The sequence below is a fragment of the Xanthomonas euvesicatoria pv. euvesicatoria genome (genome assembly GCF_020880415.1).
In the GTDB taxonomy this organism is placed as follows: Bacteria; Pseudomonadota; Gammaproteobacteria; order Xanthomonadales; family Xanthomonadaceae; genus Xanthomonas; species Xanthomonas euvesicatoria.
This window is the reverse complement of sequence record NZ_JAJIUJ010000113.1, coordinates 12,753-38,424: the sequence shown is the minus strand read 5'-3', so window position 1 is coordinate 38,424 and position 25,672 is coordinate 12,753. Positions and strand designations below refer to the sequence as shown.

The following is a 25,672-nucleotide window of genomic DNA, read 5'->3' as shown; positions in this document are numbered from 1 at the left end:
ATACCGCCATCAGAACGCGAAGCACGCGCATCCCAAGGCGCCCCAGAAGCTACGTAGATCAACGGTTGGGACCGCATGTCGCCCGGCGTGCGCGTGCGCGCCGTGGGCACGACACGCGTGGCCGTGTGCATGCGTGTGCGTTGCAGCGGACAGCCCGCTTACCGCGCCTCCAACCTGGTAGCCGCCGAACCGATTCACCGGCGACCAGTCCGGCATGGCAGGCGGCAGCGTGGGAGCGAGCGCAGCAAAGTCGCCATCGCCATGCACAACACGCCCGCCCAGCACGGTCAGCACGCTGGTGATGTCGGCGATGGCCGCATCGTCGATGCGGAAGTAATCGTCAGACAACACGATGAAGTCGGCCAACTGCCCTACCGCCAAGGTGCCCTTGCGGGTCTCGTCGCCGGAAAACCAGGCGCTGCCCTGCGTCCACAAGCGCAACGCTTGTTCGCGATCAAGCAGATTCTCCTCGCCATACAGGGCCAGACCGCCCACCGTGCGGCCGGTGACCAGCCACGACAGCGCCACCCACGGGTTGTAGCTGGCCACGCGCGTGGCATCGGTGCCTGCGCCGACCGGAATTCCCGCTGCGAGCATGCGTCGCACTGGCGGCGTCTGTTTTGCAGCCTGCACACCGTAGCGCTGCACGAACGCCTCGCCCTGGTAGGCCATACGATGCTGCACGGCGATGCCGCCGTTCAAGGCGCGGATGCGGTCGATATTGCGCGGGGTAATCGTTTCGGCATGGTCGATGAACCAATGCAGGCCGTCGAACGGGATGTCGGCGTTGACCTTTTCATAGACATCGAGAATGCGCGCGATGCTTTGGTCGTATGTCGCATGGATACGAAATGGCCAGCGCTTTTCCACCAATAGCCGCACCACCTGCTCCAGCTCGGGCTCCAGCGCCGCCGGCAGCTCTGGGCGCGGCTCGCTGAATTGTTCGAAGTCTGCCGCGGAAAACACCAGCATCTCGCCGGCGCCGTTGTGACGCAGCAGGTCATCGCCCTTGCGCACCGGCAGTAAGTCGGTCCAGCCGCGGAAGTCCTCGACCTCCCTGCCCTTGTTCTGGGTGAACAGGTTATAGGCAATGCGCACGCTCAGTTGGCCGGCTGCGTGCAGCTGTTCGATGACCTGGTAATCCTCCGGATAATTCTGGAAACCACCACCGGCGTCGATCACCGAGGTGATCCCGAGCCGGTTGAGCTCGCGCATGAAATGGCGAGTGGAATTGGCCTGGTATTCCAGCGGCAGACGCGGGCCTTTGGCCAGACTTGCGTAAAGGATCAACGCGTTGGGCTTGGCCAGCAGCAACCCCGTGGGGTTGCCCAACTTGTCGCGCTCGATGCGCCCGCCCGGCGGATCCGGCGTGGTCTTGTCGTAGCCGCAGGCTCGCAGCGCGGCACGATTGAGCAAGGCACGGTCGTACAGATGCAACAGAAACACCGGCGTGTCCGGCGCGATGGCGTTGATCTCCTCGAGCGTGGGCAGGCGCTTTTCAGCGAACTGATGCGCAGTGAAACCGCCAACCACGCGCACCCACTGCGGCGCTGGCGTGCGATCGACCTGCACCTTCAGCATGGCCATGGCGTCGGCCAGCGAGCGCACGCCATCCCAGCGCAGCTCCAGGTTGTAGTTCAGACCACCACGGATCAGATGGGTGTGGCTGTCGTTGAGGCCGGGCAGCAACCGCCGCCCCTGCGCATCGATGGTGCGCATGCCCTGCGCCAAGGCCATGATCTGCGCATCGTCGCCGACTGCCACGATGCGTCCATCGGCAACGGCGATGGCAGTGGCACTGGGCTGGCGCGGATCGAGCGTGGTAATGCGCGCATTGCGAACGACGAGATCGACCATGGGAGACTTCCCTGACGCAGACGAGGCAGCCGGCAATGCACCCAACGCAAGACCGGCTGCGGCGCCCTGCATCCACAAGCGTCGACCGGCATCGTGATTGCCCGCAGTGGGGCTCATGCCGCGCGCCTACGCAGACGATCCAGCGACCAGTCGCCACCACCGACTGCAGCCAGTGACAGCAAGACGACCATCCACATCAGCGGATACTCCATGCCGCCGTGCATCCAGAACCATCCGTTGGGAATGGCAACCAGCACGGTGGTTGCGATGAACAGCGCTGCCAATGCGGCGCTGGCACGCGTCCACATTCCCAGCAAGACCGCCAGCCCGGAGAGGGTCTGCATCAGGGCCAGCAGCAGCGGTAACGGTGCAGCGGATGGAAGGCCGAACTGCTGCAACTCGGCGGCGAACCCGGTCAGGCCCGGTCCACCGAACCAGCCCAGCAACTTGCCCAGCCCATGCGGCAGCAGGAAGCCGCCGCCGGCGATGCGCAGCATCAGCAACGCTGACGAAAGTCCGGCGGTGCCACGTGGTGCCGATAGGTTCAATGCCCGCCTTCCTGCGCACCGAACATGCTCTTGGCGTACTGGATGCCGATCCCGTAGCCGCCAGCATGCGCGCGTGCAATGCCGGTGGTCAGCGCATAGGTGTCGCTACGTGCCCAGTCGCGCTGCAATTCCAGCAGGTACTGCACACTGGTCATGGGCGCAGCGCCGGCCTGCACCATGCGCATAACGGCACGTTCGTGCGCCTCGTCGCTCACGTCGCCGCAAGCATCGGTGATGACGTACACCTCGAACCCTTGGTCGATCGCCGACAGTGTCGGGCCTACGATGCACACGCTGGTCCACAGACCGGCGATCACCAGACGCTGCTTGCCGAGTGCGTTGATGCGATCGATCACGCCCTGGTCTTCCCAGGCGTTCATGCTGGTGCGATCCAATACCGGCTCATCCGGAAAGATGTCCGGCAACTCCGGGAACAACGGGCCGGAGAACGATTTTTCTGCGACGGTGGTCAGGATCACCGGCACCTTGAAGCCTTTGGCGCCCTTTGCAATCAAGGACACATTGTTGCGCAGCGCCGAAATGTCGATGGTGTGCGTGGCGAACGCCATCTGCGATTGATGGTCGATCAGAATCAGGGTGTGATCGCCAGGCGATAGCAAGGATGTGCCGGGCACGGCAATTGCAGTGGTCATGCGGGTTGCTCCATGGAAAGTGACACCGATTCATCGCCGCGCCGCTGCGATGAGGGCATGTGTGCAGCCCCGCATGTCTCCATCGCCGTCTGCGCGGCGAAACGCGCCGGCGTGCACCCGGTGGCGTTGCGAAAGCTGCGAACGAAGTGGCTTTGATCGAAGAAGCACAGATCGGTGGCGATCTGGCTGATGGTGTGGCGGCCTTCGCGCAACATCGCCTGGGCACGTTCGAGCCGACGATGACGCAGGTATTCCATTGGACTGGCGCCGACCGCATCGCGAAATACGCGGGCGAAATGGAAGCGGCTCAGACAGGCAGCTTGCGCGAGATGCGCCACGCTGACAGGTTCGTACAGATGCGTGTCGATGTACTGCATTGCGCGCGCAACAGCGCGCACACGCGGCGCCTGCGTTTGCATGCGTCCTGCAGCACGCGTCTCGGGGCAAGCGATGGCAGTCAGAGGTGCCACGGGGCGTCTCCGGGGGGAATGACCGCATGGTGCCGGGGACAGCCTCGTTGCCCTACCCCTGATGGTGAGGCGAATCTTTCCCTCTTTCGGGGGAGCGCTTGCACGTCTTCGCCACGGGCAGCGGCCTGGATGCAATGCGCGTTCGATCGAGCGCGGCGTCATGCCCCGATGCAGTGCCAGTGCGATCCAGAGAGCGCAGACGCATCGCCACACATCGCGCTGATCAGACGGCGCGCGGTTGTTCAATATCGCGATCAACATGCAACAGCGCGTCGCGGCGACCGCCAAGCAACCGCAACCACAACGCGGTGCAGTGAGGCTGCAGCATGCCGAGGCGTTGCGCGCCGCCCTACGGTTCGCGCATCACGCGCGCGGCCTGAGTCAGTCGCTAAACGAATTCTTCCCGCACGTCCCTCCCCCGAAAGAGGTGGTGGTGCTTCCCCCGATCCCGCCCGACAATGATGCGATGCCGCATGCGTCCGTCATCCATTCGCTTTGCTTGTCGCGCTTGCGCGCGGCAGCGGTGGTGGCGCTGTGGTGGCTACTCCTGCTCTGTCGTCCTGCCTGCGCAGCCGGCATCGCCGCGACTCGCGACGGGCTGCTGCAGTTCCACCACACGGCCTGGAGCATCGAGCGCGGTGCGCCGGCCGACATCTGGGACATCCAGCAAGCCGATGGCGGCGCGCTGTGGCTGGCGACTGGCTTCGGGCTGTTCAAGTTCGACGGCGAACACTTCACCCGGCAGGCAGCGCCGGAGGGCGAAGCCTATGCATCGCACAACATGACCGCACTGTCGCTGACCACCGACGACGGCGCGTGGATCGGCTATTTCAATGCCGGCATCGATCGCCTGGCCGACGGCCATCTCACCCATTTCGTCCCCGGCAAGGATGTGCCGGATGGGATGGTCTTCCGCATCGAGCGCGATGGCAGCGGCCGTCTGTGGGCCGCCATCGATGGCGGGCTGTGCTGGTTTGACGGACAACGCTGGCATCGCGCCGGTGCCGACTGGGGCTACCCGGAATCCAGCGCGCAATGGCTGCTGCGCGATCGCCGCGGCATCTTGTGGGTGAGCGATGGCAGCCGCATCCTGTCGCTGCAACCGGGTGCACGACGCTTCGAATCCAGTGGCCAGCAGGTCGGGCACTTCACCACCATGGCCGAGCACCCGGACGGCGCGATCTGGGTCGCCGATCCGCACCGCGGCGTGTTCGCGCTCACCGATGCGCATGGCGTGGTGTTACCCGCCGTGGCACGCAACCGGCTGCAGTTTCCCGGCTTGTTCGCGCATCGCATCCGTTTCATGCGCGATGGCGCGCTGTGGGGCAGCGACTACATCGCGGGCGGGGTGTTCCGTGTCGCCCAACCCACATCGTCGGCGCCCGTGCTCGAACGCTATGGCCCGGTGCAGGGTCTGACCTCCTCCACTGCCGGCCCGCTGCTGGAAGACCACGAAGGCAACCTCTGGGCCGGCACCAATCTGGGGCTCAACCGCTTCCGCCATCGGGCCCTGCTGCCGCTGGCGGCATTGCTGCCCGGCCAGACCACGGCGGTGGCGGTCTTTGCAACCGTCGCCACGCCAAGTGCACCGGTGTTGCTGGCGGTCCTGCGCGACGAGCGCCAGCTGGCATTGACGCGGACCGGCATCCAGGCCCTGCAACGCGGCGCGCCTGTCGGCGTGCTGCAGGTGCCGTCCAACGCCAACGGCTGGTTGCTCGGCGACAACCGCCTGCTGCGCCTGCACGCAGGCCGCACGCACTCCCTGCCCCTGCCGCAGGATGCGCGCACCGGATCGATCCGCGCGTTTGCCGTCGATGCCCAGGACTCGCCCTGGGCGTGTCCCGATGCCAGCGGCCCGCAGCGCTGGGACGGCCATCGCTGGCAGCCGATTGCGAGCTTGCAGGACCAACCCTGTTCGGTCCTGGCGGCCGCGCCCGATGGCGCGCTGTGGGTAGGCAGCGTCACAGGCGAGCTCAGCGTGCTGCGTGGCGGGCAGGTGCAGCACTACACCGCCAACAACGGCTTGTCGGTCGGCCCGATCACCGCCATTTGGCGCAGCGCAGCCCTCACCCTGGTGGCCGGCGAAAGCGGGCTGGCAATGCTCGGCAGCGATGGCCGCTTCCAGCAGGTGGCCGATCAGGCCAATCCGGTGTTGCAGGGCATCACCGGCATCGCGCGCGACCGTCACGACACCTTCTGGTTGAACGGCAATCGTGGCGTCGTGCAAATCGGCCGGCAGGCATTGCTGCGCAGCCTGCGCAACGGCCTGGTCAGCCCCACGCTGCGCCTGTACGACGTCATGGATGGCCTGCCCGGCGTCGCCCAGCAGGCCACCCCGGTGCCCACCGCGATCGCGGCGGCCGATGGCCTGCTCTGGTTCACCACCAACCAGGGCCTGGCCTGGCTCGACCCCGAGCAAACCTATCGCAACCCAACCGCGCCGAAGGTCTTCATCACCGAGGTGGTTGCCAACGACCGGCCTTACCCGCGTCAGGACGGCCTGCACCTGCCCAAGTGGACCGACCGTCTGCGCATCGGCTACGACGCCATCAGCCTCACCCGCCCGGAGCGCGTGCGGTTCCGCTACCGGCTGGAGGGGGTGGATGCACGCTGGCAGGACGCCGGCAACCGCAACGAGGCCTTCTATACCAACCTTGCACCGGGGCGTTACCGCTTCCGTATTGCGGCCGCCAACAACGACGGCCTGTGGAATGCACGCGGCGACACCCTGGCCTTCGTCATCGAACCGGCCTTCATCCAGACCTGGCAGTTCAAGGCCTGCTGCGCGCTGGCGTCGCTGCTGGCGCTGGGCGTTGCCTGGCGCATGCGGACCCGGCAGGTGGCCGGGCGCCTGCGCGCGCGTTTGGAAGAGCGCTACCGCGAACGCGAACGCATCGCCCGCGAATTGCACGACACCTTGCTGCAGGGCACCCAGGGGCTGATCCTGCGGCTGCATGCTGCCAGCCGCTCGCTTCCCTGGAACGATCCGCGCCGGCTGGAGCTGGAACAGGCGGTGGATCTGGCCGAAAACGCGCTCGCCGAAGGCCGCGATCGCGTCAACGGCTTGCGCGACAGCCAGTCCCTGCACGAAGACCTGGCCGCCGCCCTGCAACGGGCGCGCAACGCCAGCATGCCGCCGCCAACGGCGGCACTGCAGGTCTGCGTCGAAGGCCGGCCCATGCGCCTGCGTCCCCTGGTGGCCGACGAGCTGTTCCAGCTCGGGCGCGAAGCGCTCGCCAATGCCGACCGGCACGCCAACGCTACCGGCATCGCGCTGGAACTGCGCTACGGTTCTCGTGACTTCACGCTGCGCATCCGCGACGATGGCCGCGGCCTGGACCCGGACGTGCTGCACGGCCACGCCCGCACCGGGCATTGGGGCCTGACCGGCATGCAGGAACGCGCGCAGCGCATCGGCGCCAAGATGCAGCTGTGGTCGCGTCCCGGCAGCGGCACCGAAATCCAGATCACCCTGGCCGCCCGTGCCGCCTACCTGCGCGCCAAGCGGTGGTGGTGGCCATTCCACACCGCACGACCCACGGAGAGTTCCAATGGCTGACATGGCCCGACCAACGGGGGTGCTGGTGGTAGACGACCATCCGCTGCTGCGCGATGGGCTCAGTGCCATGCTCGCCGCCGAACACGACATGCGCGTGGTCGGCGAAGCGGAAGACGGCGAGCAGGCAGTGGCCTGCTACATCCGCCTGCGCCCGGACGTGGTGTTGATGGATCTGCAGATGCCGCGCGTGGACGGGGTCGAGGCCATCCAGCGCATCCGCCAGGTCGACTCCGCCGCCAAGGTCATCGTGCTGACCACCTATACCGGCGACGTGCGCGCGGTGCGCGCCCTGCAGGCAGGCGCCTGTGGCTACCTGCTCAAGAGCGCGCTGCGCCGCGAGCTGGTCGACACCATCCGCGACGTGCGCCGGGGCCAGCGCCGGCACGTGCCGGCCTCGGTTGCCGAAAACATCGCCGCCCATGTGCTCGACGATGCCCTGTCCGCGCGCGAGACCGAAGTGCTGAACCTGGTCGCCACCGGCTGCTCCAACAAGCAAATCGGCAGTGCCTTGAGCATCTCCGAAGAAACCGTCAAGGCCCATATGAAGAACATCCTGGGCAAGCTCGGCGTGCGCGATCGCACCCATGCGGTCACCGTCGCGCTGCGGCGGGGGATCCTGTCGCTGGAGACCTGAGCGGCGGCTCGCCCATCCTGGGCGCAGCCAGCGGCGGCTTTTGCTACGCGGTCGACCATTCTTGAACGCGAGGCGACACGCGCGATAGCTCCGCGCGCTCAAACCGATCGGCTTACGCTATCGTATGCACCGCCAAGCGGCATGGGGGCCGCTTCAGCATCTGGTTCGGCAGCCGATAACGGCTACGTCCAGCCGCCGCACTGCGCTGCGGCGGCACTCGACTCACTCATTTAAACGCGTTCAGGGGAATTGCGATGCTTCGTCACTCTTTGCGGGTGCGCCTGCTGTTGCCGGTGCTGGCCTTGGTGCTGGTTGTGGTGGTCACACTGACAGTCGTCCTGTCCATCACGGAAGCCAACCGGGTCCGATCCGAGGCAGAAGCCGCAATCGGCCGGCAATCGCTTTCGCTACAAACGTTGTTCGCTGTCACGCGCACGATGATCCTCGATCGCGTCAATTCTTCGATGCGCCAGCTGCGCAAGGAAGCCGGTACACAAGGCAGCCCCAGCCTGGGTGGCGAAGTTCGCGTAGCCGACCGTAGTGCCAACGATCTGCTGCTGGGCCAGAAGCCGCAGGCCAACAATTTCACCCTGCTGGACGAAGTGACGGCAATCCACGATGGCACCGCGACGTTGTTTTCGCACACCGGCGAAGACTTTGTGCGCATTTCCACCAACGTCAAGAAGAACGACGGCAGCCGCGCGATCGGCACCGTGCTCGACCCAAGCGGCCAGGCGGCCGCCAAACTTCGCAATGGCGAGAACTTCTACGGTGTGGTCGACATCCTCGGCTCACCTTATATCACCGGCTACGAGCCGATCTTTGGCGGCAACGATCGCAAGGTCATCGGCGCCTGGTACGTCGGGTACGAGGCCGATACGCAGGCATTGGAAAACGTGGTCAGCAGCCGTCGCGTGCTCGAGTCTGGCTTCATCGCCGTGTTCGACAGCAAGAACAAGCTGCGCTTCCACTCTTCCACAGGCGCGACCACCGATGCGGCCACCATCGAGCGCATCGTCAAGGAGATGCCCGACGATTGGGTTGTGACCAAGCAGGAAGTACCCGATTGGGGATTTACTCTGGTGTCGGCCTATCCTGAAAGCGACATCAATGGCGTGATCATTCGGCAGTCGCTGTGGATCGCCGGCATCGGCCTGCTGATCTGTGCGCTGCTGGTCGGCGTGCAGTGGGCACTGATCTGGAGCCGGGTGTTGCGCCCCATCCAAAACCTCACCACCGTGGCCGAAGAATTGAGCCTCGGCAAGTGGAACCACACCATCGCAGAGGTCAACCTCAAAGATGAAATCGGTACGCTGGCGCGCGCCATCTCCCGCTTGTCCAACAGCGTCCGGTTGGCCATGGAGCGCCTCAGCAAACGCTGAGTCGCTGTCACCCATTCCGTACCTGATGCTGCAAGGAAGACGCCATGTCCACTGAATTCCGTCCGCTGATCGAGATCCTGCGCGAGCTCAAAGCGCTGGCATTGAAGAAGGCGTCCGGCTTTCTGTTCATCGTCACCGAGGAAAACCACTCCTGCATCGTCCGCATCAACAGCGGGCAGATCGAAGAAGTGGTGTTCCGCATGCTGCGCAATGACGAGGCGGTGCAACGCCTCACCATGGTCAACGCAGCCAAGGCGCGCTTCCAGGCCGACCCCGGGGCGGGCCTGGGCAAACCCTCGCTGTTGAGCGACGACTCGCGGCAGTGGTTGATGGGCGGTTTTGAACAGGATCTCGGCGGCGCACCGTCGCCGGTGCGTGCGCCGGTTGCCCCGACACCGGCTCCTGCCGCAGCTGTCGCAAGCGCGAGTGCGGCGCCGGTCGCCAGTGGCGACAACGCCGGGCCCGACGAGCGCGTTCGCAGCGCACTGGAATCGGTCGCATTGAACTACCTCGGCCCGATCGCCGGCATGCTGTGCGATGAAGCCTGGGACGCCTCCAGCGACATCGAGCAGGTGCTCAGCCAGCTCGCCGCCAACCTGGCGACACCCCAGGAAGCACAGAAGTTCATGGCCGACGCCCGCGTGGCATTGGCCAAGGTTCGCTGAGGAGCATCTCAGTTCGGCTCCTGCATCAAGGCCGCGCACTGCGCGGCTTTTTTTTGTGGGCGCGGCAAGGGCGCCGGCCATGCGTTGCAACATCAAGCCACGTCGAGGAAGGCCGAACATCGGCTATGCGTTGCTGGTCTGCGAGGCGTGCGCAGTGGCCAGCGTGACGATAGATCATGGCATCCGACCCAGGCTCGGCCTGTCGGCTATCAGCAAACGTGCAGCTCATGCAGATCGCAATGCGCCACGAAGCGCTGCAGATTGCCCGACAGACGTTTTTGCCGGTGCTGGATCCGGTAGAAGCGACGGGTCAGCCGCGGCAAGGTGGTCTGCAGAATCACCAGCCGGCCCAGCGTCACCAGGTCCTGCACCGCGCACAGCGATAGGCAGGCCAGCCCCAGTCCTTCCGCCGCCGCCTGCTTGATCGCCTCGGTGCTGCCCGGCTGCAGATCGCTGTGCAGATGATGCAGGTGCGGCAGCAAGACCTGTTCTACCGCCTCGCGCGTGCCGGAGCCGGGCTCGCGAAGCAGCCAGTGCGCCTGTCGCAAGGCCTTCAACGGAACCCGAGCCTGCATGGCGGCCTGCGCCACTGCATGCCTCGGTGCCGCCACGATCACCAACTCGTCCTGTCGCCAAGGCACGACCTGGAGGTCTGCCTCATGGCACGGGCCTTCGATCAAGCCGATATCCACCTCCAACCGGCTCACCGCGGCGGCCACCTCGCGTGTGTTGCCGATGACCACGTCCACCGCCGCGCCCGGCCACGCGCTTCGATAGCTGGCAATCAGCGACGGCAACACATAGTTGCCGATGGTGGTGCTTGCCCCCACGCGAAGACGCGTGAGCAACGGCGCAGCCGCGGCAGCGGCACTCCCAAGGCCGAACTGGCCTTCGATCTGCTGCACGCCATCGAGCAACGCCCTGGCCTGCGGCAGCAATGCACGGCCATTGTCGTTGAGCATTAAACGCTTGCCGATGCGGTCGAACAGCTGCACGCCGAGCAGGCTCTCCAGTTCGTTGAGCGCACCGCTGGTAGCCGACTGCGACAGCGCCACACGCTCTGCGGCCGCGGTAGTGCTGCCGGTATCGGCCACGGCCGTGAAGATCAGGAGTTGCCGCAGGGTCAGGCGCATGGAGCTATCGTTTACCTGTTTTATCGCTAGGTTATAACGAAATTATCCGTTTGTTGGATAGTTCCGGGCAGTCCACAGTGCGCTCCTGCCTGCCGCACGTTGCGATGAAACCACCATGTACAGCACTCCTGCCCCACTCAACCTTTTGCAAGGCCATGCCGCTGGGGCCACCCGGCGCCTGCGCCAGTTGGTGCCCGGTCTTGCATTGACGGGCCTGCTGGCTGGCGCGTCGATGCAGCTGGGCAAGATCGGCGGGCTGCAGGCCAACGGCGTCAGCGCGCTGACCCTGGCCATCCTGCTCGGCATGCTGGCCGGCAACACGTTCTATCCGCGCCTGGCTGCGAACGCCGACCCGGGCGTGCGTTTTTCCAAGGCCACCCTGCTGCGGCTGGGCATCGTCCTGTACGGCCTGCGCCTGACCTTCCAGGACATCGGCAACGTCGGCTGGACTGGCGTTGCCATCGACGCGGCGGTGCTGTGCAGTACCTTCGGCCTCGCCTGTTTCGTTGGCACGCGCGTGTTCGGCCTGGACCGCACCACGGCGATGCTGATCGGTGCGGGTAGCTCGATCTGCGGTGCAGCCGCCGTGATGGCCGCCGAACCCGTCGTCCGCGGCCGCGCCGATCAGGTAATGGTCGCGGTGGCCACGGTGGTGGTGTTCGGCACGCTGGCGATGTTCCTGTACCCGGTGCTGTATCACCTGGTCGCGCACTCCCGCGGGTTCGCCCTGTCGCCGGCGGCATACGGCGTCTTTGCCGGTTCCACCATCCATGAAGTGGCACAGGTGGTCGCTGCGGGGCGCGCCATTGGCGAGCAGGCCGCAAATACCGCTGTAATCGCCAAGATGGTGCGGGTGATGCTGCTGGCGCCGTTTCTTATCGCCCTGTCGGCCTATCTTTCTCGAACCAGGGGAAAGCACGCAGATCCCTCAAATTGCGATGGCGGTACCGACCAGAACGCGCGCACGCAGCCCGGCAGCATCGTGATGCCCTGGTTCGCGCTTGGGTTCATCGCGGTTGCGGGACTCAACTCGCTGGCGTTGCTGCCACCGACGCTGGTGCACCAGGCGATCGACATCGATACCGTCCTGCTGGCGATGGCCATGGCCGGCCTGGGATTGACGACGCACGTCTCGGCCATCCGCAAGGCCGGCATCAGGCCGCTGGCGCTTGCAGCCATTCTGTTTGCATGGCTGGTTTGCGGCGGCTTTGCCCTCAATGTGGGCATCACCGCAATGTTCCATTGACGTGGAATTCGTGATGGGTGCATCCCATCACGGCATGTGGATCTCACCCCCGCGGAATCAGCCAGGCGCTCGCCAACCTGCAGATTGATGCGCCGCAAAACGACAGGGGCGCAATCGCGTGCATCATCTTGCGACCCGCCCCGGGTCAGCCAGCCGTTGCTTCCGTTCCGGAGGACGTCGCCATGCCAACCACCGAGCTTTTCGACACCACGGCGATCCAAGCCGGCGCGCGCCTGCGCTATTGGAAAGACCTGGTAAGAACGGCCTTCGACAACATGGAGATCGAGCCGGCATCGCAACGCTTCTGCGCGCGCATGCAGAGGCGAGGCTTCGGTTCGATGCACCTGACCACCGTCGAGTCGACTCCCGTGGCGATCGATTCCAGGCGCAGCAGCAACTACGATGGCGTCTACCTGATGCGCAACGAGCATGGCAGCTGCGACGTCTATCAGCATGGCCGGCAGGCGCGTTTGCAAGCCGGCGAACTGGTCGTGTTGCGCGCGCGCGATCCGTATCGCATCGAATGCAGCCGCGATCACCGCACACGCGTGCTCTACCTGCCCGGCACCGATCTGGCCGATCAGTTGGCTGCGCAGAGCGCCACCGCTTATCGCGGCGAACAGTTCCAGTTGCTCGGCAATTTCATCGCGCATCTCGATCACCTCGGCGCCGGGCAGCACGTCTCGACGCTGCTGACCACCGCCTGTGCCCTGTTGGCGCTGACCTGGCCTGCGGCTGCGGGCACGCATTCGGGAAGGAGCACCGCGCTCGCCTGGCAGGCGCGCCTGCGCCAGCATGTGCATCAGCATCTCGCCGATCCGGGGCTTGGTGCGCAGAGCATCGCCCGGCATTTCGGCATCACGCCCCGCTATGTGCAACTGCTGTTCGCTGCCGCGCACACCTCCCTCGGTGCGTATGTGCTCGAACAGCGCCTGCAGTGGGTGGCCGAGCGCCTGCGCGATCCGGTCGCCGCGCCCATCGGCGAGATCGCGCTGGAGGCGGGCTTCAGCGACGTCTCGCATTTCTGCCGCTGCTTCCGCAGCAGCGCACGTGCCTACCGCAACGGCGCAAACGCCGGTTAGCGTGCAGCGCCGGATGCCGATTTCGCTCCTGGTCAAGTTTGCTTCGTCGCTCGCCAAGCGCTGCCGCCGTCGCGCTCTCTAAGCTGCGCGTGCCCATGTCGGGTACGAACCACCAGCCGGAGGCGGCACCGCATGAATGCCTTGAGTCGCATCAGCAGCGATATCGATCTGTTTACCGACGACGCGTTGCACGACCCCTACCCGCTCTATGCCGAACTGCGCAATCTCGGGCCTGCCGCCTACCTGCGCACCTATGACCTCTACTACCTGGGCCGCTACGAGCAGGTGCGCAAGGCGCTGATGGATTGGCAGACATTTTCGTCCGCGCAGGGCGCCGGGCTCAATCCGGTCATCAACAAGCAGTGGGAACACGCGCTGATCTGCGTCGATCCGCCCATGCACGGTGGCACCCGCAAGCTGTTCACCGAACGTCTCGGTCCACGCCATCTGCAGCACGTCCAAGACACCATCCATCAACGCGCCGACGAACTGGCAAGAAGCCTGCAGCAGCGCGAGCAGTTCGATGGCGTACGCGACGTCGCCCACGACCTGCCGGTCAATGTCATTTTCGATCTGATCGGATGGCCGGAAGAAGCGCGCGGCGAACTGGCGGCGCTGGCCGCCGGCTGCTTCGATGCCTGTGGCCCGGACTCCTTACGCATGCGAGCGGCCCTGCCACGCCTTGAAGCGATGCGGGCATTCGTCGCCGACACCTACGACCGCGATCGGCTTACGCCCGGTGGCTTCGGTTCCACGGTCGCCGCCGCCGGCAAGCGCGGCGAGATCCCGCGCGAAGCGGCCATCGGCCTGATGGAGGGCTATGTGATCGCCGCCTTCGACACCACGATCAATGCCATCAGCAATGGGCTATGGCAGTTCGCGCAACATCCCGAGCAGTGGGAAAGGTTGCGCCAGGATCCGGGCAAAGCACCTGCCGCCTTCCAGGAGATCGTCCGCATCGACAGCCCGCTGCAGCACCTCTCGCGCGTGACCACCCGCCAGGTCGATCTGGGCGAAGGTGTCGTGCTTCCCGCAGGCGCGCGGGTGATCGTGAGCTATGCCTCGGCCAATCGCGACGAACGCCATTATCCGGAACCGGACCGCTTCGATATCGAGCGCAACCCCGTCGATCACCTGGGATTTGGGCTGGCGACGCACAATTGCGCAGGCCAGGCGCTCGCCAAGCTGGAAGGGATGGCCACATTCGCAGCGTTGGCCCGCTACATCGACCACTTCACGCTGACCGGGCCGGTGCAACGCATTCCCAACAGCATCACCCGTGGGCTGTCGCATCTGCCCATGCGCGCGCACTAGGAAGCGACCATGCCCACCATCACCTACATCGAACCGAGCGGCGAGACCGTGGCGGTCGACCTCGCGCCGGGATGGACCCTGATGCAAGGGGCCATGCATCACGGCATCGATGGCATCGAAGCGCAGTGCGGCGGCTCCTGTGCGTGCGCCACCTGCCATTGCTACGTGGAGGCCGGCGGCCAGGACCTGCCACTGCTGGACATGGAGGCCGGCATGCTCGACAGCGTGGCGGCCGAACGGCGCAGCAACAGCCGGCTGGCGTGCCAGCTCGTACCGACATCGGACATGACCGTACGCTTTCCGGATCGGCAGACATGAGCCTGCGTACGGCAGGTGCGCGATGAGCGGCATGGTCATCGTCGGTGCGGGTCAGGCGGGCCTGCAGACCGCCGAATCCCTGCGCAGCGGCGGCTATACGGGCTCCATCGTCTTATTGGGGGACGAGCCCTGCGCGCCCTATCACCGTCCATCGCTCTCCAAGGGGTTCCTGCTTGGCGAGGTGAGCGACACCCAGCTGTACATTCGCGCACCCGGGGCCTTGAACCGCAAGGGCATCCAGTGGCATGCCAGCGCGCGGGTGATGCGCATCGAACACGCCACCCGCACGCTGCACCTGGACGACGGCAGCACCCTGGGCTACACGGGGCTGTGTCTTGCCACCGGCGCACGCGCCCGCCGGCTGGAGGTCCCAGGCGCCGGGCTCGGCCATGTCTGCATGTTGCGCGGCATGGCCGACACTCGCGCGCTTGCCGCGATCCTGCCGCACACCTCGCGGGTGGTGGTGATCGGTGGCGGCTTCATCGGGCTGGAATTCGCCTCCATCGCCAGGCGGCTCGGCAAGCAGGTCGTTGTGCTGGAGGCGGCCGATCGGCTGATGGCGCGCGTCGTCAGCCCGCAACTGGCGGACTTCTTCCTTCGCCTGCATCGAGACAACGGCGCGACCATCGAACTGGGCAGCAACGTCAGCGCATTGAGCGGCAATCGCGGCGTGGTGACTGCCGTCCACACCGCGGACGGGCGCGTGTTCCCGGCAGACCTGGTCGTCGTCGGGATCGGCGTCATCCCCAACGGCGAACTGGCCCAACAGGCCGGACTGGCTTGCGATCGCGGGGCATTGATCGTGGACGCGTGCGCACGCAGTAGCAGCCCCGGCATCGTCGGTGCCGGCGACTGCACGGTGCGGCAGCGGGCAGGCAGCGGTTTGCTGCGGCTGGAGTCGGTCCAGAATGCAATCGAACAAGCCAAATCCGCTGCCGCCTCACTGCTGGGCGAGCACCGCCCCTACCCTGCGTTGCCCTGGTTCTGGTCGGAGCAGTACGAGGTCAGGCTGCAAATGGCCGGCTTTGCCGCAGGCCACACGCAGGCGGTGGTGCGCGGCGACCTGGCGACCAGCACGTTCTCCCTCTTCTACTACGTCGATGGCGAACTCTGCGCCGTGGACTCGATCAATCGGCCACAGGATCATCTGGCGGCCCGCAAGCTGCTCGAACTGGGACGCTCGCCGACGCCGCAGCAAGCCGCCGACCCCAACTTCGCGTTGACCAGCCTCATCCCCGCCTAGCAATGCGGCTGGTCGATCCGGCTCGAGCCCGCGCGCCTGCGCTTCGGCGGTGCGGCTGCACGCGCGCCTTGCGTTCAAGACCGCACTGCAGCGGCTTGGCGCCCCCTGTCAATGCATGGGTCTGCATGCCTGCCCGCAGATGGCAACCGAGCAGTATTACGGGCTGTCTGGCCTGGTCGAGGGCTGCAGCAGAAGCCGGAGCAGAGGATTCGGGAAACGTCGCGACATGGTCACCGCATGGAAGGTCTCCACGATGTCCGGCAATTGATCGCCTTCCATCAACGCGCCAGCGGCGATCTCGTCCTTGACCACGATCGGCGGAAGAACCGCCAGGCCGATGTCCTCGCGGGCAAGCAGTCGCATCATCGCCATGTCCTCCACTTCCGCCACGATCTGCGGCCGCACGCCCAGCCGGTCGGCCAATGCGTCGAAGCCGATGCGCACGCTGCTATCCACCGTCGGCAGGATGATGGGGTGGCTGCGAAGGCGGTCGGCGAAGCTGGCCGCATGGCCCAGGCGATCCGGCGTCCCCACCAGGCTGACCGGGTACTCCGCGAGCCGGTGAGTGACGAAGGGGGACAGCGCGTCGCCGGCAGGTGCCCGATTCAGCAGCACCACGTCGAGATTGAGCGCCTCCAGTGCGCGCAGCAGTTCACCCGCGCTGCCCGAACGCAAAATGAGGTCGATGTCGGTGCGGCCCAGCAGCGGCCGCAGGAATTCCATCTGGAAGTTGCGCGACAGCGTGGCAAGCGAGCCGACCCGCAGCGCCTGCCGCGCCGCACCTGTCTGCCGCAGCGTGCCGAGCAGTTCATCGCCGGTGGCAAAAATCGCATCGGCATGGTCGAGCACGATCTGTCCGGCCTCGGTCAGATGCAGTTGTCGCCCGCGGCGTTCGAACAGCGCATGGCCCAGGCGCTCCTCCAGCTTGCGGATTTGCACCGAAAGCGCCGACTGGGTGAGGTTGAGACGCTCGGCAGTACGGGTGAGGTTGCCGTCGTGCGCGACCGCCCAGAAGTAGCGCAGATGGTTGTAGTTCAAGGCGGCCATATCATTCGATAATAACGAACGAATCTGCAAGAACAATGAATTTTTATTCAACCCCACCGATCGCTATCGTGGCGCGGCCCGCCACCACGTTCGTTCTTAGGGGATTGCCTTGTCGCTCTATCTACTCCCGCTGTTCGCACCACTCCTGTTGCTGACCGCCGCTGTCGTCGCCTTGGGGCGCGGCGGTCGGCCTCCACTGAAGATTCCCCTCCTCGCCGAAGGCGCCGCGCTCGGCGCGCTCTGCATCGCGATCGCATCGCTGGCGCTGGTGCTCCTGCGAGGAACCGGCGCCAGCCCGCTGATCGGATGGGGCGATATCGGCCTGTCCGCGCGGCTGGACGCGGTCAGCGTGACGATGCTCCTGCTGGTGGCCTTCGTTGGCTGGATCGTGGTGCGGTACGCGCGCACCTATCTCGACGGCGAGGCACGCCAGGGCTATTTCACCGGCTGGCTGTGCATGGCGCTGGCGGCAGTGCTGCTGCTGGTGCAGGCCGGCAACCTGGTCCAGGTCGTCATCGCCTGGATCGCCACCAGCATCGCGATGCATCGCCTGCTGCTGTTCTATCCCGAGCGCGTTGAGGCGCAGCGCGCCGCACGCAAGAAGCGCGTGTTCTCCACCACCGGCGGTATCGCCCTGACCTGCGGCGCGGTGCTGATCTGGAAAAGCATGGGCACGACCGATATCGCCACGATCAATGCGCTGGCCGCGCGCGGGCAGCACTCCTGGGCGCTGGCCGCGCGCGGGCAGCACTCCTGGGCGCTGGTCGCGGCGGCCGCCCTGATCGCACTCGCGGCGGTGCTGAAATCGGCGCAATTCCCGACCCACGGCTGGCTCACCGAGATGATGGAAGCGCCCACGCCGGTATCGGCCTTGCTGCACGCCGGCGTGGTCAACGGCGGCGGCTTCCTGCTGATCCGCTTTGCCGATCTGATGCTCGCCGCCCCCGGCGTGCTCGCCGTGCTGGCCATGCTGGGCGGGTTCACCGCCTTGTTCGGCGCGCTAGTGATGCTGACCCAGCCGGCGGTCAAGACCTCGCTGGCCTGGTCCACGGTCGCGCAGATGGGATTCATGATGCTCCAGTGCGGTCTGGCGCTGTTTCCGCTGGCCCTGCTGCACATCGTGGCGCACTCGCTCTACAAGGCGCACGCGTTCCTGGCCTCCGGCGGCGCGGTCGAGCAAGTGGCGGCCATTCGCCGGCCCGGGCCGGTCGCCGTTGCGAACGGGTCGGCGGTCGGCCGCGCATTTTTGATCGCACTGGCGATCTATATCGGCATCGGCACTGCCTTCGGGTTCACCTTCGGCTTCGAGCACAAGTCGCCACAGGCGCTGGCACTGGGCGCGATCCTGATCTTTGGTGTCGCCTACCTGCTGGCCCAGGGCCTTGCCGATGCCGCGCCACGCCCTCTCACCCGCATGACGGCGATCTACGCCAGTGCCGCAGCGATCGGCTACTTCGCGCTGCAGACCGCTGCCGAATGGCTGACGGCCGGCGTGCTGCCGGGCACGCCCGCACCGGGGCGGCTGGAGTGGACGCTGATGACGCTTGCGGTACTGAGCTTCGGGCTGGTGGCGGTGGCGCAGGCGCTGTTCCCGCTCTGGGCCTCGCACCCCGCGGCCGCCGGGCTCCGCGTCCACCTCTCCAATGGGCTGTATGCCAACGCCACGATCGATCGCCTGCTCGGCGGCTGGTCCATTCGCAAGACCTCCTGAACCCCTTCACCCCAGGCCCCCACGCTGATGACCACCACGCCCACCGCCATGCCTGTGTCCCCGTCCCACGATGTGATCATCGCCGCCGCCCAACGTGCGGCACGCGCCATCCCGCCGCTGTGGCCGCTCGCCTCCAGCGTTGCGGTCAACCCCTTCCTCGGCCAGGGCAGCGAGCCGTTGGAAATGGCGGGGGCGCGACTGCGGCGCGCGTCCGGTATCGCGATCACCATGCCGCGGTCCTGGTATGCAGAGCGGCTACAGTCCGGCCAGATCGCCGAACAGGATCTGCAAGCCGCCTTGCAGAACGCGCCGGCAGCCCTGCGGCCGCCGAACTTGCCCGCCCTGAAACAGGCGGTCCAAGCCGCACGCCCTGCCCCGCAGGCGCTCCCCACGGTCGCCGAGCTGGCCCGCGACGCGGATGCGGTCGACTGGCCCGGCATCGTCAACGAGCGTATCGGTCACTGGGCAGCCGGCTATTTCGACCAGGGCCAGGCGCTGTGGGCGGTCGGCCAGTCCGGTGGCGCCTACAGCACCTGGCGGATCATCGCGACCCACGATCTGACTCCGGAAATCGCCGGCCTGGCAGGTTTCGCACGCTATGTGGCGGAGGCGCCAGCCAATGCCGAAGACGCCATCGTCGACTGCGTCGCTCGCCTGGGACTTTCGCAGGACGCACTGGACGGTTATTTCCACCGCTTGCTGACCACGTTGGGCGGCTGGGGCCAGCTCGCCCGGTATCGGCTCTGGCAGGCAGAGTTGAGCGGCGCAACCGATGCATGCGTCACCGACCTGCTCGCCGTCCGCCTGCTCTGGGAAGCCGCGTTGCTGGGTAACGGCGGCTGCACGCTGGTGCCTGGCTGGCAGAGGGCCGTTGCCGCCTACGCCGAGCCGGTCGCTGCAACGTCGGACGATGTCATCGACAGCATCCTGCAGGAAGCGGCCGAACGTGCCGCGCAGCGCAAGCTCAGCGCCGTGCTGGCCGCGCCATCGCCGGCCCAGGTCGCATCTGGGCGTGTGAAGCTGCAAATGGCGTTCTGCATCGATGTGCGCTCGGAAGTTTTCCGCCGCGCGCTGGAAAGCCTCGATTCGGGCATCCAGACCCTCGGGTTTGCAGGGTTTTTCGGCTTGGGCATCGGCCATCGCCGGTTTGCCTCGGACGTGGTCGAAGCGCGCCTGCCCGTATTGCTCACGCCAGGTGTGACCACCTGCGCGGGAGATGCAACGTCGTCGGCAGCCGCCTCCGACCTCAGCGCACGGATCGCGGCACGTGCCAAGCGCGCCTGGGGCCGCTTCAAGCTGGCGGCCATTTCCTCGTTCGCCTTCGTCGAGGCCACCGGCCCGATCTACGTTGCCAAGCTGCTGCGCGACGGGCTGGACCTGGAGACCCGGCTGACCATGGCCACGCGCATCCTCAAGGCGATGTCGTTCACCGGCGGCTTCGCCCGGCTGGTGGTACTCGCCGGCCATGGTGCGAAAGTGGTCAACAACCCTCATGCGAGCGCGCTGCACTGCGGCGCATGCGGCGGCTATTCGGGCGAAGTGAACGCGCGGCTGCTCGCCTCGCTGCTCAACGACAGCCAGGTGCGCGCCGGTCTTGCCGCACGCGGCATCGTCATTCCCGCCGACACGTTATTCCTGGCTGCACTGCACGACACCACGACCGATGCGGTCACCCTCTACACCGCCGATCACCCTTCGCCCGGGCATGCCGAAGATCTCGCCCAAGCGAGGCAGTGGCTGGGCGCAGCCGGGGCGCTGGCGCGCGGGGAACGTGCCGTGCGCCTGCCCCGCGCGCATCGCAGCCAGGACATCGCACATCGTGCCCGCGACTGGGCCGAGATTCGCCCCGAATGGGCACTTGCCGGCTGCCAGGCCTTCATCGCCGCACCCCGCTCACGCACTGCCGGGCGCGATCTGGCCGGACGCGCCTTCCTCCACGACTACGACTGGCGCTACGACGACGGCTTCGGCGTGCTGGAGTTGATCCTGACCGCACCGGTCGTCGTCGCCAGCTGGATCAGCCTGCAGTACTACGGATCCACCGTCGCGCCCGAGAGTCTTGGCGCCGGCAACAAGCTGCTGCACAACGTCACCGGCGGCATCGGAGTGGTCGAGGGCAACGGCGGGATCCTGCGCACCGGGTTGCCGTGGCAATCGGTGCATGACGGCCAACGCCTGACCCACGAGCCGCTGCGGCTCTCGGTGTTGATCGAAGCACCGCCCGAAGCGATCGCCACCATCCTCGAACGGCACCCGCAGGTCCGCGCCCTGTTCGACAACCGTTGGCTGCATCTGTTCGCCCTGGACGACGAAGGCCGCATGGCGCACCGCTATGCAGGCGACCTGCGTTGGGAGCAGAACGCCAGCGGCGCACGCAGCTGCGATCACTCCGTGCCGATGCTTGCATGACACACACTCGCCTACCCCGCCACCGGACCGGAGGCGGGAGGGCAGGAAGTGGATTTTCTCCAAGCCAACGAAAACCCCGCCGGATCGGATCAACACCTTGGAATGATGGGTTGTCCGCCGGCAATGGCCGAAAGCAGCTGAGTTCGTTCAACCCCATCCTCGGCAGAGCTCCGAATCCACATCCTTGAAGAAGTGGCCGTGATGGGCATAGGCCTCTGCCGTCAGCAGCACAGGTCTTGCATTCGTGGGAGATACAGCGAGCCGGCCGGGCAGCGACAGGCTAACGTCAGTGTCTCGTACCACGGCAGCTTTCAATATTCGCTTGGCAGACGGCACGCGTGAGATTGTTGCGGGTGCACTCACCAGCATCTCCGTCTACCGACAGGATGGGAACGCCGTGTCCGGCGCCCCTGCGCATCCCTGCGTGGTCAGCAGGCTGCCGAAGCGGAGCAGCGAGAAGGCGTCGAACAGGGTCCATGCCTGGCCGGTGGATGATGAAATGCGTCGCTTCGATAATGGATTGGAGAGGGCTGCCGCTCGATAATGTGATCTCCCCGTGTCCTGCGATCCTCTTCCCTACGGCAGCGAGGACCTCTCATGCACTACGCCCAGTTTGGTCGCACCGGTCTTTTCGTGTCGAAGTTCTGCCTCGGCGGCATGACCTTCGGTGGTGCCACGACGCCTGCGGGTGCAGCCATTGGGCGCCTGTCGCAGCAGGAGACGAACGCCATCGTCGACCAGGCCCTCGATGCCGGCATCAACTTCATCGATACAGCGGACGTCTACGGCGGCGGCGATTGACGCGGTGCGCCTCCCTTCAGGCCTACTACTCCATCGCGGGGCGGGACATCGAACATGAGCTGGTGCCTGCGGTCATGGATGCACAGATCGGCCTGCTATGTTGGAGTCCGCTGGCCGGCGGACTGCTCTCCGGCAAGTTCGATCGCCATGGTCACACAGACAACACCGCGCGCCGCGCGTCGATCGCCTTTCCGCCGGTTGACGAAACACGGGTGCACGACATCATCGACACCTTGAAGACCGTGGCCGCGCGGCATGACGCGACCGCTGCCCAGATCGCGCTCGCATGGCTGCTCTCTCGTCCGGCGGTCACCAGCGTCATCGTCGGCCTCAAACGCCCCGAGCAACTGACCGAGAACCTCGGAGCGCTGGAACTGACGCTTTCGAGCGAGGACCTGGCCGAACTCGACCAAGTCAGCCGACCCGCTGCCGCGTACCCGGGTTGGATCCAACGCTATAACGCCAGAAGCCGGGTTCCAGCCGGTCATGCATTCGAGGGACCGAGTTGGAGCCTTGGCGAGCGTCCGCTCTAGCCCGACCTGCCTGCGTCTGGAGCGGACGTGGTCCGGGCCTAGACGGCGAGAACGCCACGGAGCAGTGAGAAGGATGGCAAGTCCGGGATGCAGCTCCAACACGGAGAGGTCGGCGCACCATCCACAAGTTCCAGGACTAGACGTACGTGATGCCGAAGCGGGCTACGCAAGCCGTCCGGCCGTGTAGTCACGTGCCAGCGCGATGAAGGCCTGGAAGGCCGCAGAAGAATTGCGCCGGTTGTAGTAATACAGGCATAGCGGCGCGAGCGGCGGCGTCCAGTCTTCGAGGATGCGCACCAGCCGCCCTGCGGCGATGTCTTCGCGGATATCGGCCTCCATGAAATAGCCGATGCCCACACCATTGGCCACCGCGATCCGCGCCAGCGACGCCTCGTCGAGCGTGATCGGTCCCTGGACCTCCAGCTGCAGCTCTTCACCGCCCTTCTCGAACCGCCACCTGAGCAATGTACCGTCGGGAAGCCGACCGCGAACGCAGGGGTAAGCGAGCAGATCCTGCGGGACTTTCGGGATAGCCCGGTTTTCGAAGAAGGCGGGAGAGGCAGCCACCGCCATGCGCCGCCTCTGCCCCAGCGGTATGGCGATCGCGTCGCTGGGCACCAGATCGGCGCTGCGCACGGCCAGATCGAAGCCCGCCGCCACCACGTCAACCAGTCGCCCCTCGGTGACGATGTCGACATGCACCAGCGGATAGCGCTGCAGGTAGCTCAGCACCAGCGGCGCCATGATCTCGCGCGCCGCGGTGGCGAACGCATTGATGCGCAAGGTGCCGGATGGCGTCTCCTGATGGGAGCGCACCGCGTTCAGCGCATTCTGGATGCCCTCGAAGGCAGGCTTGATGCGGTCGACGAACATCCGCCCCGCATCGGTAAGCGAGACGCTGCGCGTGGTGCGGTTGAACAACCGCACGGCAAGGTCTCGCTCGAGCTTGCCTACCGCGCTGCTGATAGCCGTGGTCGACATGTCCAGTTCCAGTGCCGCCGCACGAAACGAGCCGCAGCGCACGATGGCGAGAACCGCTTCAAGCTCGATCAGCGAATGACGCGTCATTATCCCGCTTTCCGTGATACTCCATGCGCCTTTATCTGGCTTATCAGGCGAAAAGTCCACCGCTAAATTGACGCCATCACCGCCGAGGAGATGACCATGTCAATCAAGCTACCCAACCCGATCGCCGACTACATCGAGGCAAACATCCGTCTCGATCTCGACGGCATGATGAAACACTTCCACGAGGACGCCGTTTTCATCGACAACGGCAAGCAATACGTGGGGCAGGCCAGAATCCGCCAACTGCTTGAGGAAGAAGGGATCGCGGTGAAGGCGATCTTCGAGCCCGATACCGTGCGTGAAGAGGACGGCGTCGTGGTCCTCGAAGGCCCCACCCATGGCGACTTCCCCGGTAGCCCGCTGCGCTTCACCTATCGTTTCACGATGGTCAACGATGCCATCAAGACCCTGGAGACAAGGGTATGGGCATGAAGGCAGATCCGACCGAATTCGCCGGCAAGCGCGTGCTCGTCAGCGGTGGCACCAAAGGGCTGGGCCGTGCCACGGTCGAGCGCTTCCTCGCTGGCGGCGCCCGTGTCATCACCGCGGCTCGCACGATCAACACCCCTATCGAAGGCGTCGAATACGTGCAGGCCGACCTGACGACCGCGGAAGGCGGCCAGGCGTTTGCCACGGCGGCGCTTGAGCGGCTGGGTGGCGTCGACATCCTGGCCCATGTCGTCGGTGGCTCCTCTTCGCCAGCCGGAGGTTTCGCCGCGCTGACGGACGAGCACTGGCTTGCCGAACTGAACCTCAACCTGCTGGCGACCGTGCGACTCGATCGGCTGTTGATTCCGCAGATGCTGGAGCGTGGCAGCGGCGTTGTGGTGCACATCACCTCGATTCAGTCGGTTCTGCCGTTGCCCGAGTCGACGACAGGCTATGCCGCCGCCAAGGCCGCGCTGCGGACCTACAGCAAGTCGATTTCCAAAGAGCTCGGCCCCAAGGGCGTGCGGGTCAATGCCGTCTCACCGGGCTGGATCATGACCGAGGCCATGCAGGACTTTCTGGAAACGCTCAGCAAATCTGGCGGCACGATCGAGCAAGCGCGTCAGTCTGTGCTCGATGCCCTGGGCGGTATCCCGATCGGGCGCGCAGCCGAACCTGAAGAGGTGGCCGATCTTATCGCCTACCTCGCTGCCGATCGTGCGGCGGCGATCCACGGCGCCGAGTTCGTCATCGATGGCGGCACGATCAGGACGGTGTAGGCATGGCTTTGCGGTATTCCCGCAAGCGCGCCGCTCACCTCCCCTTGCCGGTGGATGAAGTGGTTGCCCAATGCCAGCCCGCGGATTGATTGAAGAGAGGCCAACACCATGCCTGAGAACCCATCTTGCGAACGCTGCAGCTGGGCCCAGAACGACCCGCTGATGCGCGACTACCACGATGCCGAATGGGGCGTGCCCCAGCGCGACCCAAGGATGCTCTGGGAGATGCTCATGCTGGAAGGGTTCCAGGCAGGTCTGGCCTGGATCACCATCCTGCGCAAGCGCGAAGCCTTTCGCGCTGCCTTCGCGGGTTTCGATCCGGTCAAGGTCGCCGCTTTCGACGAGCAGGATATCGAGCGGCTGATGGCGAACCCCGGCATCGTGCGTGCGCGGGCCAAGATCGAAGCCACCATCAAGGGCGCGCGAATCTACTGCGACATGCAGGATCGCGGCGAAGACTTCTCGGCCTTCTGCTGGTCCTTCACGGCTGGCGTTCCCATCCTGGGTGACGGTGTAAGCCTGGTGGCCAGTACGCCACTGTCCGAGAACATCTCCAGGGAACTGAAGCGACGCGGCTTCAAGTTCGTCGGACCGACCATCATCCACGCCTGGATGCAGGCGGTCGGCATCGTCAACGACCATTCGCTTGGCTGCTTCCGACGCCATCTCGAGCACCAAGGAACCCGCTAGGGCGCAGGGCTCATCAGCTGGACGCATGGAAGCCAGATTTCAACTGCGGTACCGCAGGGCAAACCTTGCGCCAGCGCTCACTTCGACTTCACGTGCGCGCC

The 25,672-nt window shown here is 65.9% G+C and carries 23 protein-coding genes; 16 read left to right on the top strand and 7 right to left on the bottom strand.

Annotated elements, in window-relative coordinates; all coding sequences use genetic code 11:
• Positions 1–9: 9 nt before the first annotated feature.
• The 4 genes from LN450_RS19855 to LN450_RS19840 all read right to left on the bottom strand — a co-directional run bounded on the left by LN450_RS19855 (position 10) and on the right by LN450_RS19840 (position 3,477).
• Complete coding sequence (locus LN450_RS19855; protein WP_211261790.1) at positions 10–1,857, bottom strand: amidohydrolase; 1,848 nt, start codon at positions 1,855–1,857, stop codon at positions 10–12.
• 113 nt (positions 1,858–1,970) lie between these two features.
• Complete coding sequence (locus LN450_RS19850; protein WP_011347412.1) at positions 1,971–2,405, bottom strand: DoxX family protein; 435 nt, start codon at positions 2,403–2,405, stop codon at positions 1,971–1,973.
• Complete coding sequence (locus LN450_RS19845; protein WP_011347411.1) at positions 2,402–3,058, bottom strand: hydrolase; 657 nt, start codon at positions 3,056–3,058, stop codon at positions 2,402–2,404. Before LN450_RS19845 ends, LN450_RS19850 begins: the two co-directional genes overlap by 4 nt.
• Positions 3,055–3,477: a helix-turn-helix domain-containing protein gene (locus tag LN450_RS19840; RefSeq protein ID WP_029819527.1), complete on the bottom strand. Its 423-nt coding sequence runs from the start codon at positions 3,475–3,477 to the stop codon at positions 3,055–3,057. The genes LN450_RS19845 and LN450_RS19840 overlap by 4 nt, the downstream gene beginning before the upstream one ends.
• A 517-nt stretch (positions 3,478–3,994) precedes the next feature.
• On the opposite strand from LN450_RS19840, the gene LN450_RS19835 reads away from it, so the two are divergent.
• The 4 genes from LN450_RS19835 (at position 3,995) to LN450_RS19820 (ending at position 9,768) form a co-directional block, all read left to right on the top strand.
• Positions 3,995–7,087: a sensor histidine kinase gene (locus LN450_RS19835; protein WP_041855120.1), complete on the top strand. Its 3,093-nt coding sequence runs from the start codon at positions 3,995–3,997 to the stop codon at positions 7,085–7,087.
• A complete protein-coding gene (locus LN450_RS19830; protein WP_011347408.1) occupies positions 7,080–7,721 on the top strand; it encodes a response regulator in 642 nt (213 codons plus the stop codon). The genes LN450_RS19835 and LN450_RS19830 overlap by 8 nt, the downstream gene beginning before the upstream one ends.
• A gap of 254 nt (positions 7,722–7,975) precedes the next feature.
• Positions 7,976–9,103, top strand: coding sequence for a Cache 3/Cache 2 fusion domain-containing protein (locus LN450_RS19825; RefSeq protein WP_011347407.1), 1,128 nt, complete (start codon positions 7,976–7,978; stop codon positions 9,101–9,103).
• 44 nt (positions 9,104–9,147) lie between these two features.
• Positions 9,148–9,768, top strand: coding sequence for a DUF8082 domain-containing protein (locus LN450_RS19820; protein WP_008577922.1), 621 nt, complete (start codon positions 9,148–9,150; stop codon positions 9,766–9,768).
• Between the two features lie 209 nt (positions 9,769–9,977).
• Here the strand turns inward: LN450_RS19820 and LN450_RS19815 are convergent, their stop codons facing one another.
• On the bottom strand, positions 9,978–10,901 hold the full coding sequence (locus tag LN450_RS19815; RefSeq protein WP_039418513.1) for a LysR family transcriptional regulator: 924 nt from the start codon (positions 10,899–10,901) through the stop codon (positions 9,978–9,980).
• A 115-nt stretch (positions 10,902–11,016) separates the two neighbouring features.
• On the opposite strand from LN450_RS19815, the gene LN450_RS19810 reads away from it, so the two are divergent.
• From LN450_RS19810 to LN450_RS19790, 5 genes are all read left to right on the top strand, one after another.
• Positions 11,017–12,147 carry a YeiH family protein gene (locus tag LN450_RS19810; protein WP_011347405.1) on the top strand — a complete coding sequence of 377 codons (1,131 nt, stop codon included), beginning with the start codon at positions 11,017–11,019 and terminating at the stop codon, positions 12,145–12,147.
• 182 nt (positions 12,148–12,329) lie between these two features.
• Positions 12,330–13,229, top strand: coding sequence for a helix-turn-helix domain-containing protein (locus LN450_RS19805; protein WP_011347404.1), 900 nt, complete (start codon positions 12,330–12,332; stop codon positions 13,227–13,229).
• Positions 13,230–13,361: 132 nt separating this feature from the next.
• A complete protein-coding gene (locus tag LN450_RS19800; protein WP_011347403.1) occupies positions 13,362–14,543 on the top strand; it encodes a cytochrome P450 in 1,182 nt (393 codons plus the stop codon).
• A gap of 9 nt (positions 14,544–14,552) precedes the next feature.
• Positions 14,553–14,861: a 2Fe-2S iron-sulfur cluster-binding protein gene (locus LN450_RS19795; RefSeq protein ID WP_008577916.1), complete on the top strand. Its 309-nt coding sequence runs from the start codon at positions 14,553–14,555 to the stop codon at positions 14,859–14,861.
• Between the two features lie 22 nt (positions 14,862–14,883).
• The gene (locus LN450_RS19790) at positions 14,884–16,104 is read left to right on the top strand and encodes an NAD(P)/FAD-dependent oxidoreductase (RefSeq protein ID WP_011347402.1); all 1,221 of its coding nucleotides are present in this window, start codon (positions 14,884–14,886) and stop codon (positions 16,102–16,104) included.
• Positions 16,105–16,260: 156 nt separating this feature from the next.
• Here LN450_RS19790 and LN450_RS19785 read toward each other — a convergent pair whose 3' ends face one another.
• Complete coding sequence (locus LN450_RS19785; RefSeq protein ID WP_008577914.1) at positions 16,261–17,151, bottom strand: LysR family transcriptional regulator; 891 nt, start codon at positions 17,149–17,151, stop codon at positions 16,261–16,263.
• A gap of 109 nt (positions 17,152–17,260) precedes the next feature.
• Here LN450_RS19785 and LN450_RS19780 point away from each other — a divergent pair, with 109 nt between their 5' ends.
• The 4 genes from LN450_RS19780 to LN450_RS19765 all read left to right on the top strand — a co-directional run bounded on the left by LN450_RS19780 (position 17,261) and on the right by LN450_RS19765 (position 22,605).
• Complete coding sequence (locus tag LN450_RS19780) at positions 17,261–18,862, top strand: proton-conducting transporter transmembrane domain-containing protein (RefSeq protein ID WP_011347401.1); 1,602 nt, start codon at positions 17,261–17,263, stop codon at positions 18,860–18,862.
• A gap of 27 nt (positions 18,863–18,889) precedes the next feature.
• On the top strand, positions 18,890–21,271 hold the full coding sequence (locus LN450_RS19775) for a YbcC family protein (protein WP_046933886.1): 2,382 nt from the start codon (positions 18,890–18,892) through the stop codon (positions 21,269–21,271).
• Positions 21,272–21,868: 597 nt separating this feature from the next.
• A complete protein-coding gene (locus LN450_RS19770) occupies positions 21,869–22,072 on the top strand; it encodes an aldo/keto reductase (protein ID WP_008571370.1) in 204 nt (67 codons plus the stop codon).
• Positions 22,069–22,605, top strand: coding sequence for an aldo/keto reductase (locus tag LN450_RS19765; RefSeq protein WP_008571369.1), 537 nt, complete (start codon positions 22,069–22,071; stop codon positions 22,603–22,605). Before LN450_RS19770 ends, LN450_RS19765 begins: the two co-directional genes overlap by 4 nt.
• A 162-nt stretch (positions 22,606–22,767) precedes the next feature.
• Here the strand turns inward: LN450_RS19765 and LN450_RS19760 are convergent, their stop codons facing one another.
• A complete protein-coding gene (locus tag LN450_RS19760; RefSeq protein WP_011347398.1) occupies positions 22,768–23,673 on the bottom strand; it encodes a LysR family transcriptional regulator in 906 nt (301 codons plus the stop codon).
• 96 nt (positions 23,674–23,769) lie between these two features.
• Here LN450_RS19760 and LN450_RS19755 point away from each other — a divergent pair, with 96 nt between their 5' ends.
• The 3 genes from LN450_RS19755 (at position 23,770) to LN450_RS19745 (ending at position 25,571) form a co-directional block, all read left to right on the top strand.
• Complete coding sequence (locus LN450_RS19755; protein WP_011347397.1) at positions 23,770–24,105, top strand: nuclear transport factor 2 family protein; 336 nt, start codon at positions 23,770–23,772, stop codon at positions 24,103–24,105.
• Entirely contained in the window at positions 24,096–24,881 is a 786-nt protein-coding gene (locus tag LN450_RS19750) for an SDR family oxidoreductase (protein WP_039418938.1), read from the top strand. Before LN450_RS19755 ends, LN450_RS19750 begins: the two co-directional genes overlap by 10 nt.
• A 108-nt stretch (positions 24,882–24,989) precedes the next feature.
• Entirely contained in the window at positions 24,990–25,571 is a 582-nt protein-coding gene (locus tag LN450_RS19745) for a DNA-3-methyladenine glycosylase I (protein WP_011347395.1), read from the top strand.
• The last annotated feature ends 101 nt before the right edge of the window (positions 25,572–25,672 follow it).

What these genes read in the sequence shown, in the direction of transcription:
- LN450_RS19855 (WP_211261790.1), bottom strand. Translation starts at nt 1,857, where the DNA reads ATGGTCGATCTCGTCGTTCGCAATGCGCGCATTACCACGCTCGATCCG.
- LN450_RS19830 (WP_011347408.1), top strand. Translation starts at nt 7,080, where the DNA reads ATGGCTGACATGGCCCGACCAACGGGGGTGCTGGTGGTAGACGACCAT.
- LN450_RS19790 (WP_011347402.1), top strand. Translation starts at nt 14,884, where the DNA reads ATGAGCGGCATGGTCATCGTCGGTGCGGGTCAGGCGGGCCTGCAGACC.
- LN450_RS19840 (WP_029819527.1), bottom strand. Translation starts at nt 3,477, where the DNA reads ATGCAAACGCAGGCGCCGCGTGTGCGCGCTGTTGCGCGCGCAATGCAG.
- LN450_RS19815 (WP_039418513.1), bottom strand. Translation starts at nt 10,901, where the DNA reads ATGCGCCTGACCCTGCGGCAACTCCTGATCTTCACGGCCGTGGCCGAT.
- LN450_RS19745 (WP_011347395.1), top strand. Translation starts at nt 24,990, where the DNA reads ATGCCTGAGAACCCATCTTGCGAACGCTGCAGCTGGGCCCAGAACGAC.
- LN450_RS19825 (WP_011347407.1), top strand. Translation starts at nt 7,976, where the DNA reads ATGCTTCGTCACTCTTTGCGGGTGCGCCTGCTGTTGCCGGTGCTGGCC.
- LN450_RS19800 (WP_011347403.1), top strand. Translation starts at nt 13,362, where the DNA reads ATGAATGCCTTGAGTCGCATCAGCAGCGATATCGATCTGTTTACCGAC.
- LN450_RS19795 (WP_008577916.1), top strand. Translation starts at nt 14,553, where the DNA reads ATGCCCACCATCACCTACATCGAACCGAGCGGCGAGACCGTGGCGGTC.
- LN450_RS19750 (WP_039418938.1), top strand. Translation starts at nt 24,096, where the DNA reads ATGGGCATGAAGGCAGATCCGACCGAATTCGCCGGCAAGCGCGTGCTC.
- LN450_RS19770 (WP_008571370.1), top strand. Translation starts at nt 21,869, where the DNA reads ATGCACTACGCCCAGTTTGGTCGCACCGGTCTTTTCGTGTCGAAGTTC.
- LN450_RS19845 (WP_011347411.1), bottom strand. Translation starts at nt 3,058, where the DNA reads ATGACCACTGCAATTGCCGTGCCCGGCACATCCTTGCTATCGCCTGGC.
- LN450_RS19785 (WP_008577914.1), bottom strand. Translation starts at nt 17,151, where the DNA reads ATGGCCGCCTTGAACTACAACCATCTGCGCTACTTCTGGGCGGTCGCG.
- LN450_RS19755 (WP_011347397.1), top strand. Translation starts at nt 23,770, where the DNA reads ATGTCAATCAAGCTACCCAACCCGATCGCCGACTACATCGAGGCAAAC.
- LN450_RS19775 (WP_046933886.1), top strand. Translation starts at nt 18,890, where the DNA reads ATGACCACCACGCCCACCGCCATGCCTGTGTCCCCGTCCCACGATGTG.
- LN450_RS19810 (WP_011347405.1), top strand. Translation starts at nt 11,017, where the DNA reads ATGTACAGCACTCCTGCCCCACTCAACCTTTTGCAAGGCCATGCCGCT.
- LN450_RS19835 (WP_041855120.1), top strand. Translation starts at nt 3,995, where the DNA reads ATGCCGCATGCGTCCGTCATCCATTCGCTTTGCTTGTCGCGCTTGCGC.
- LN450_RS19820 (WP_008577922.1), top strand. Translation starts at nt 9,148, where the DNA reads ATGTCCACTGAATTCCGTCCGCTGATCGAGATCCTGCGCGAGCTCAAA.
- LN450_RS19805 (WP_011347404.1), top strand. Translation starts at nt 12,330, where the DNA reads ATGCCAACCACCGAGCTTTTCGACACCACGGCGATCCAAGCCGGCGCG.
- LN450_RS19760 (WP_011347398.1), bottom strand. Translation starts at nt 23,673, where the DNA reads ATGACGCGTCATTCGCTGATCGAGCTTGAAGCGGTTCTCGCCATCGTG.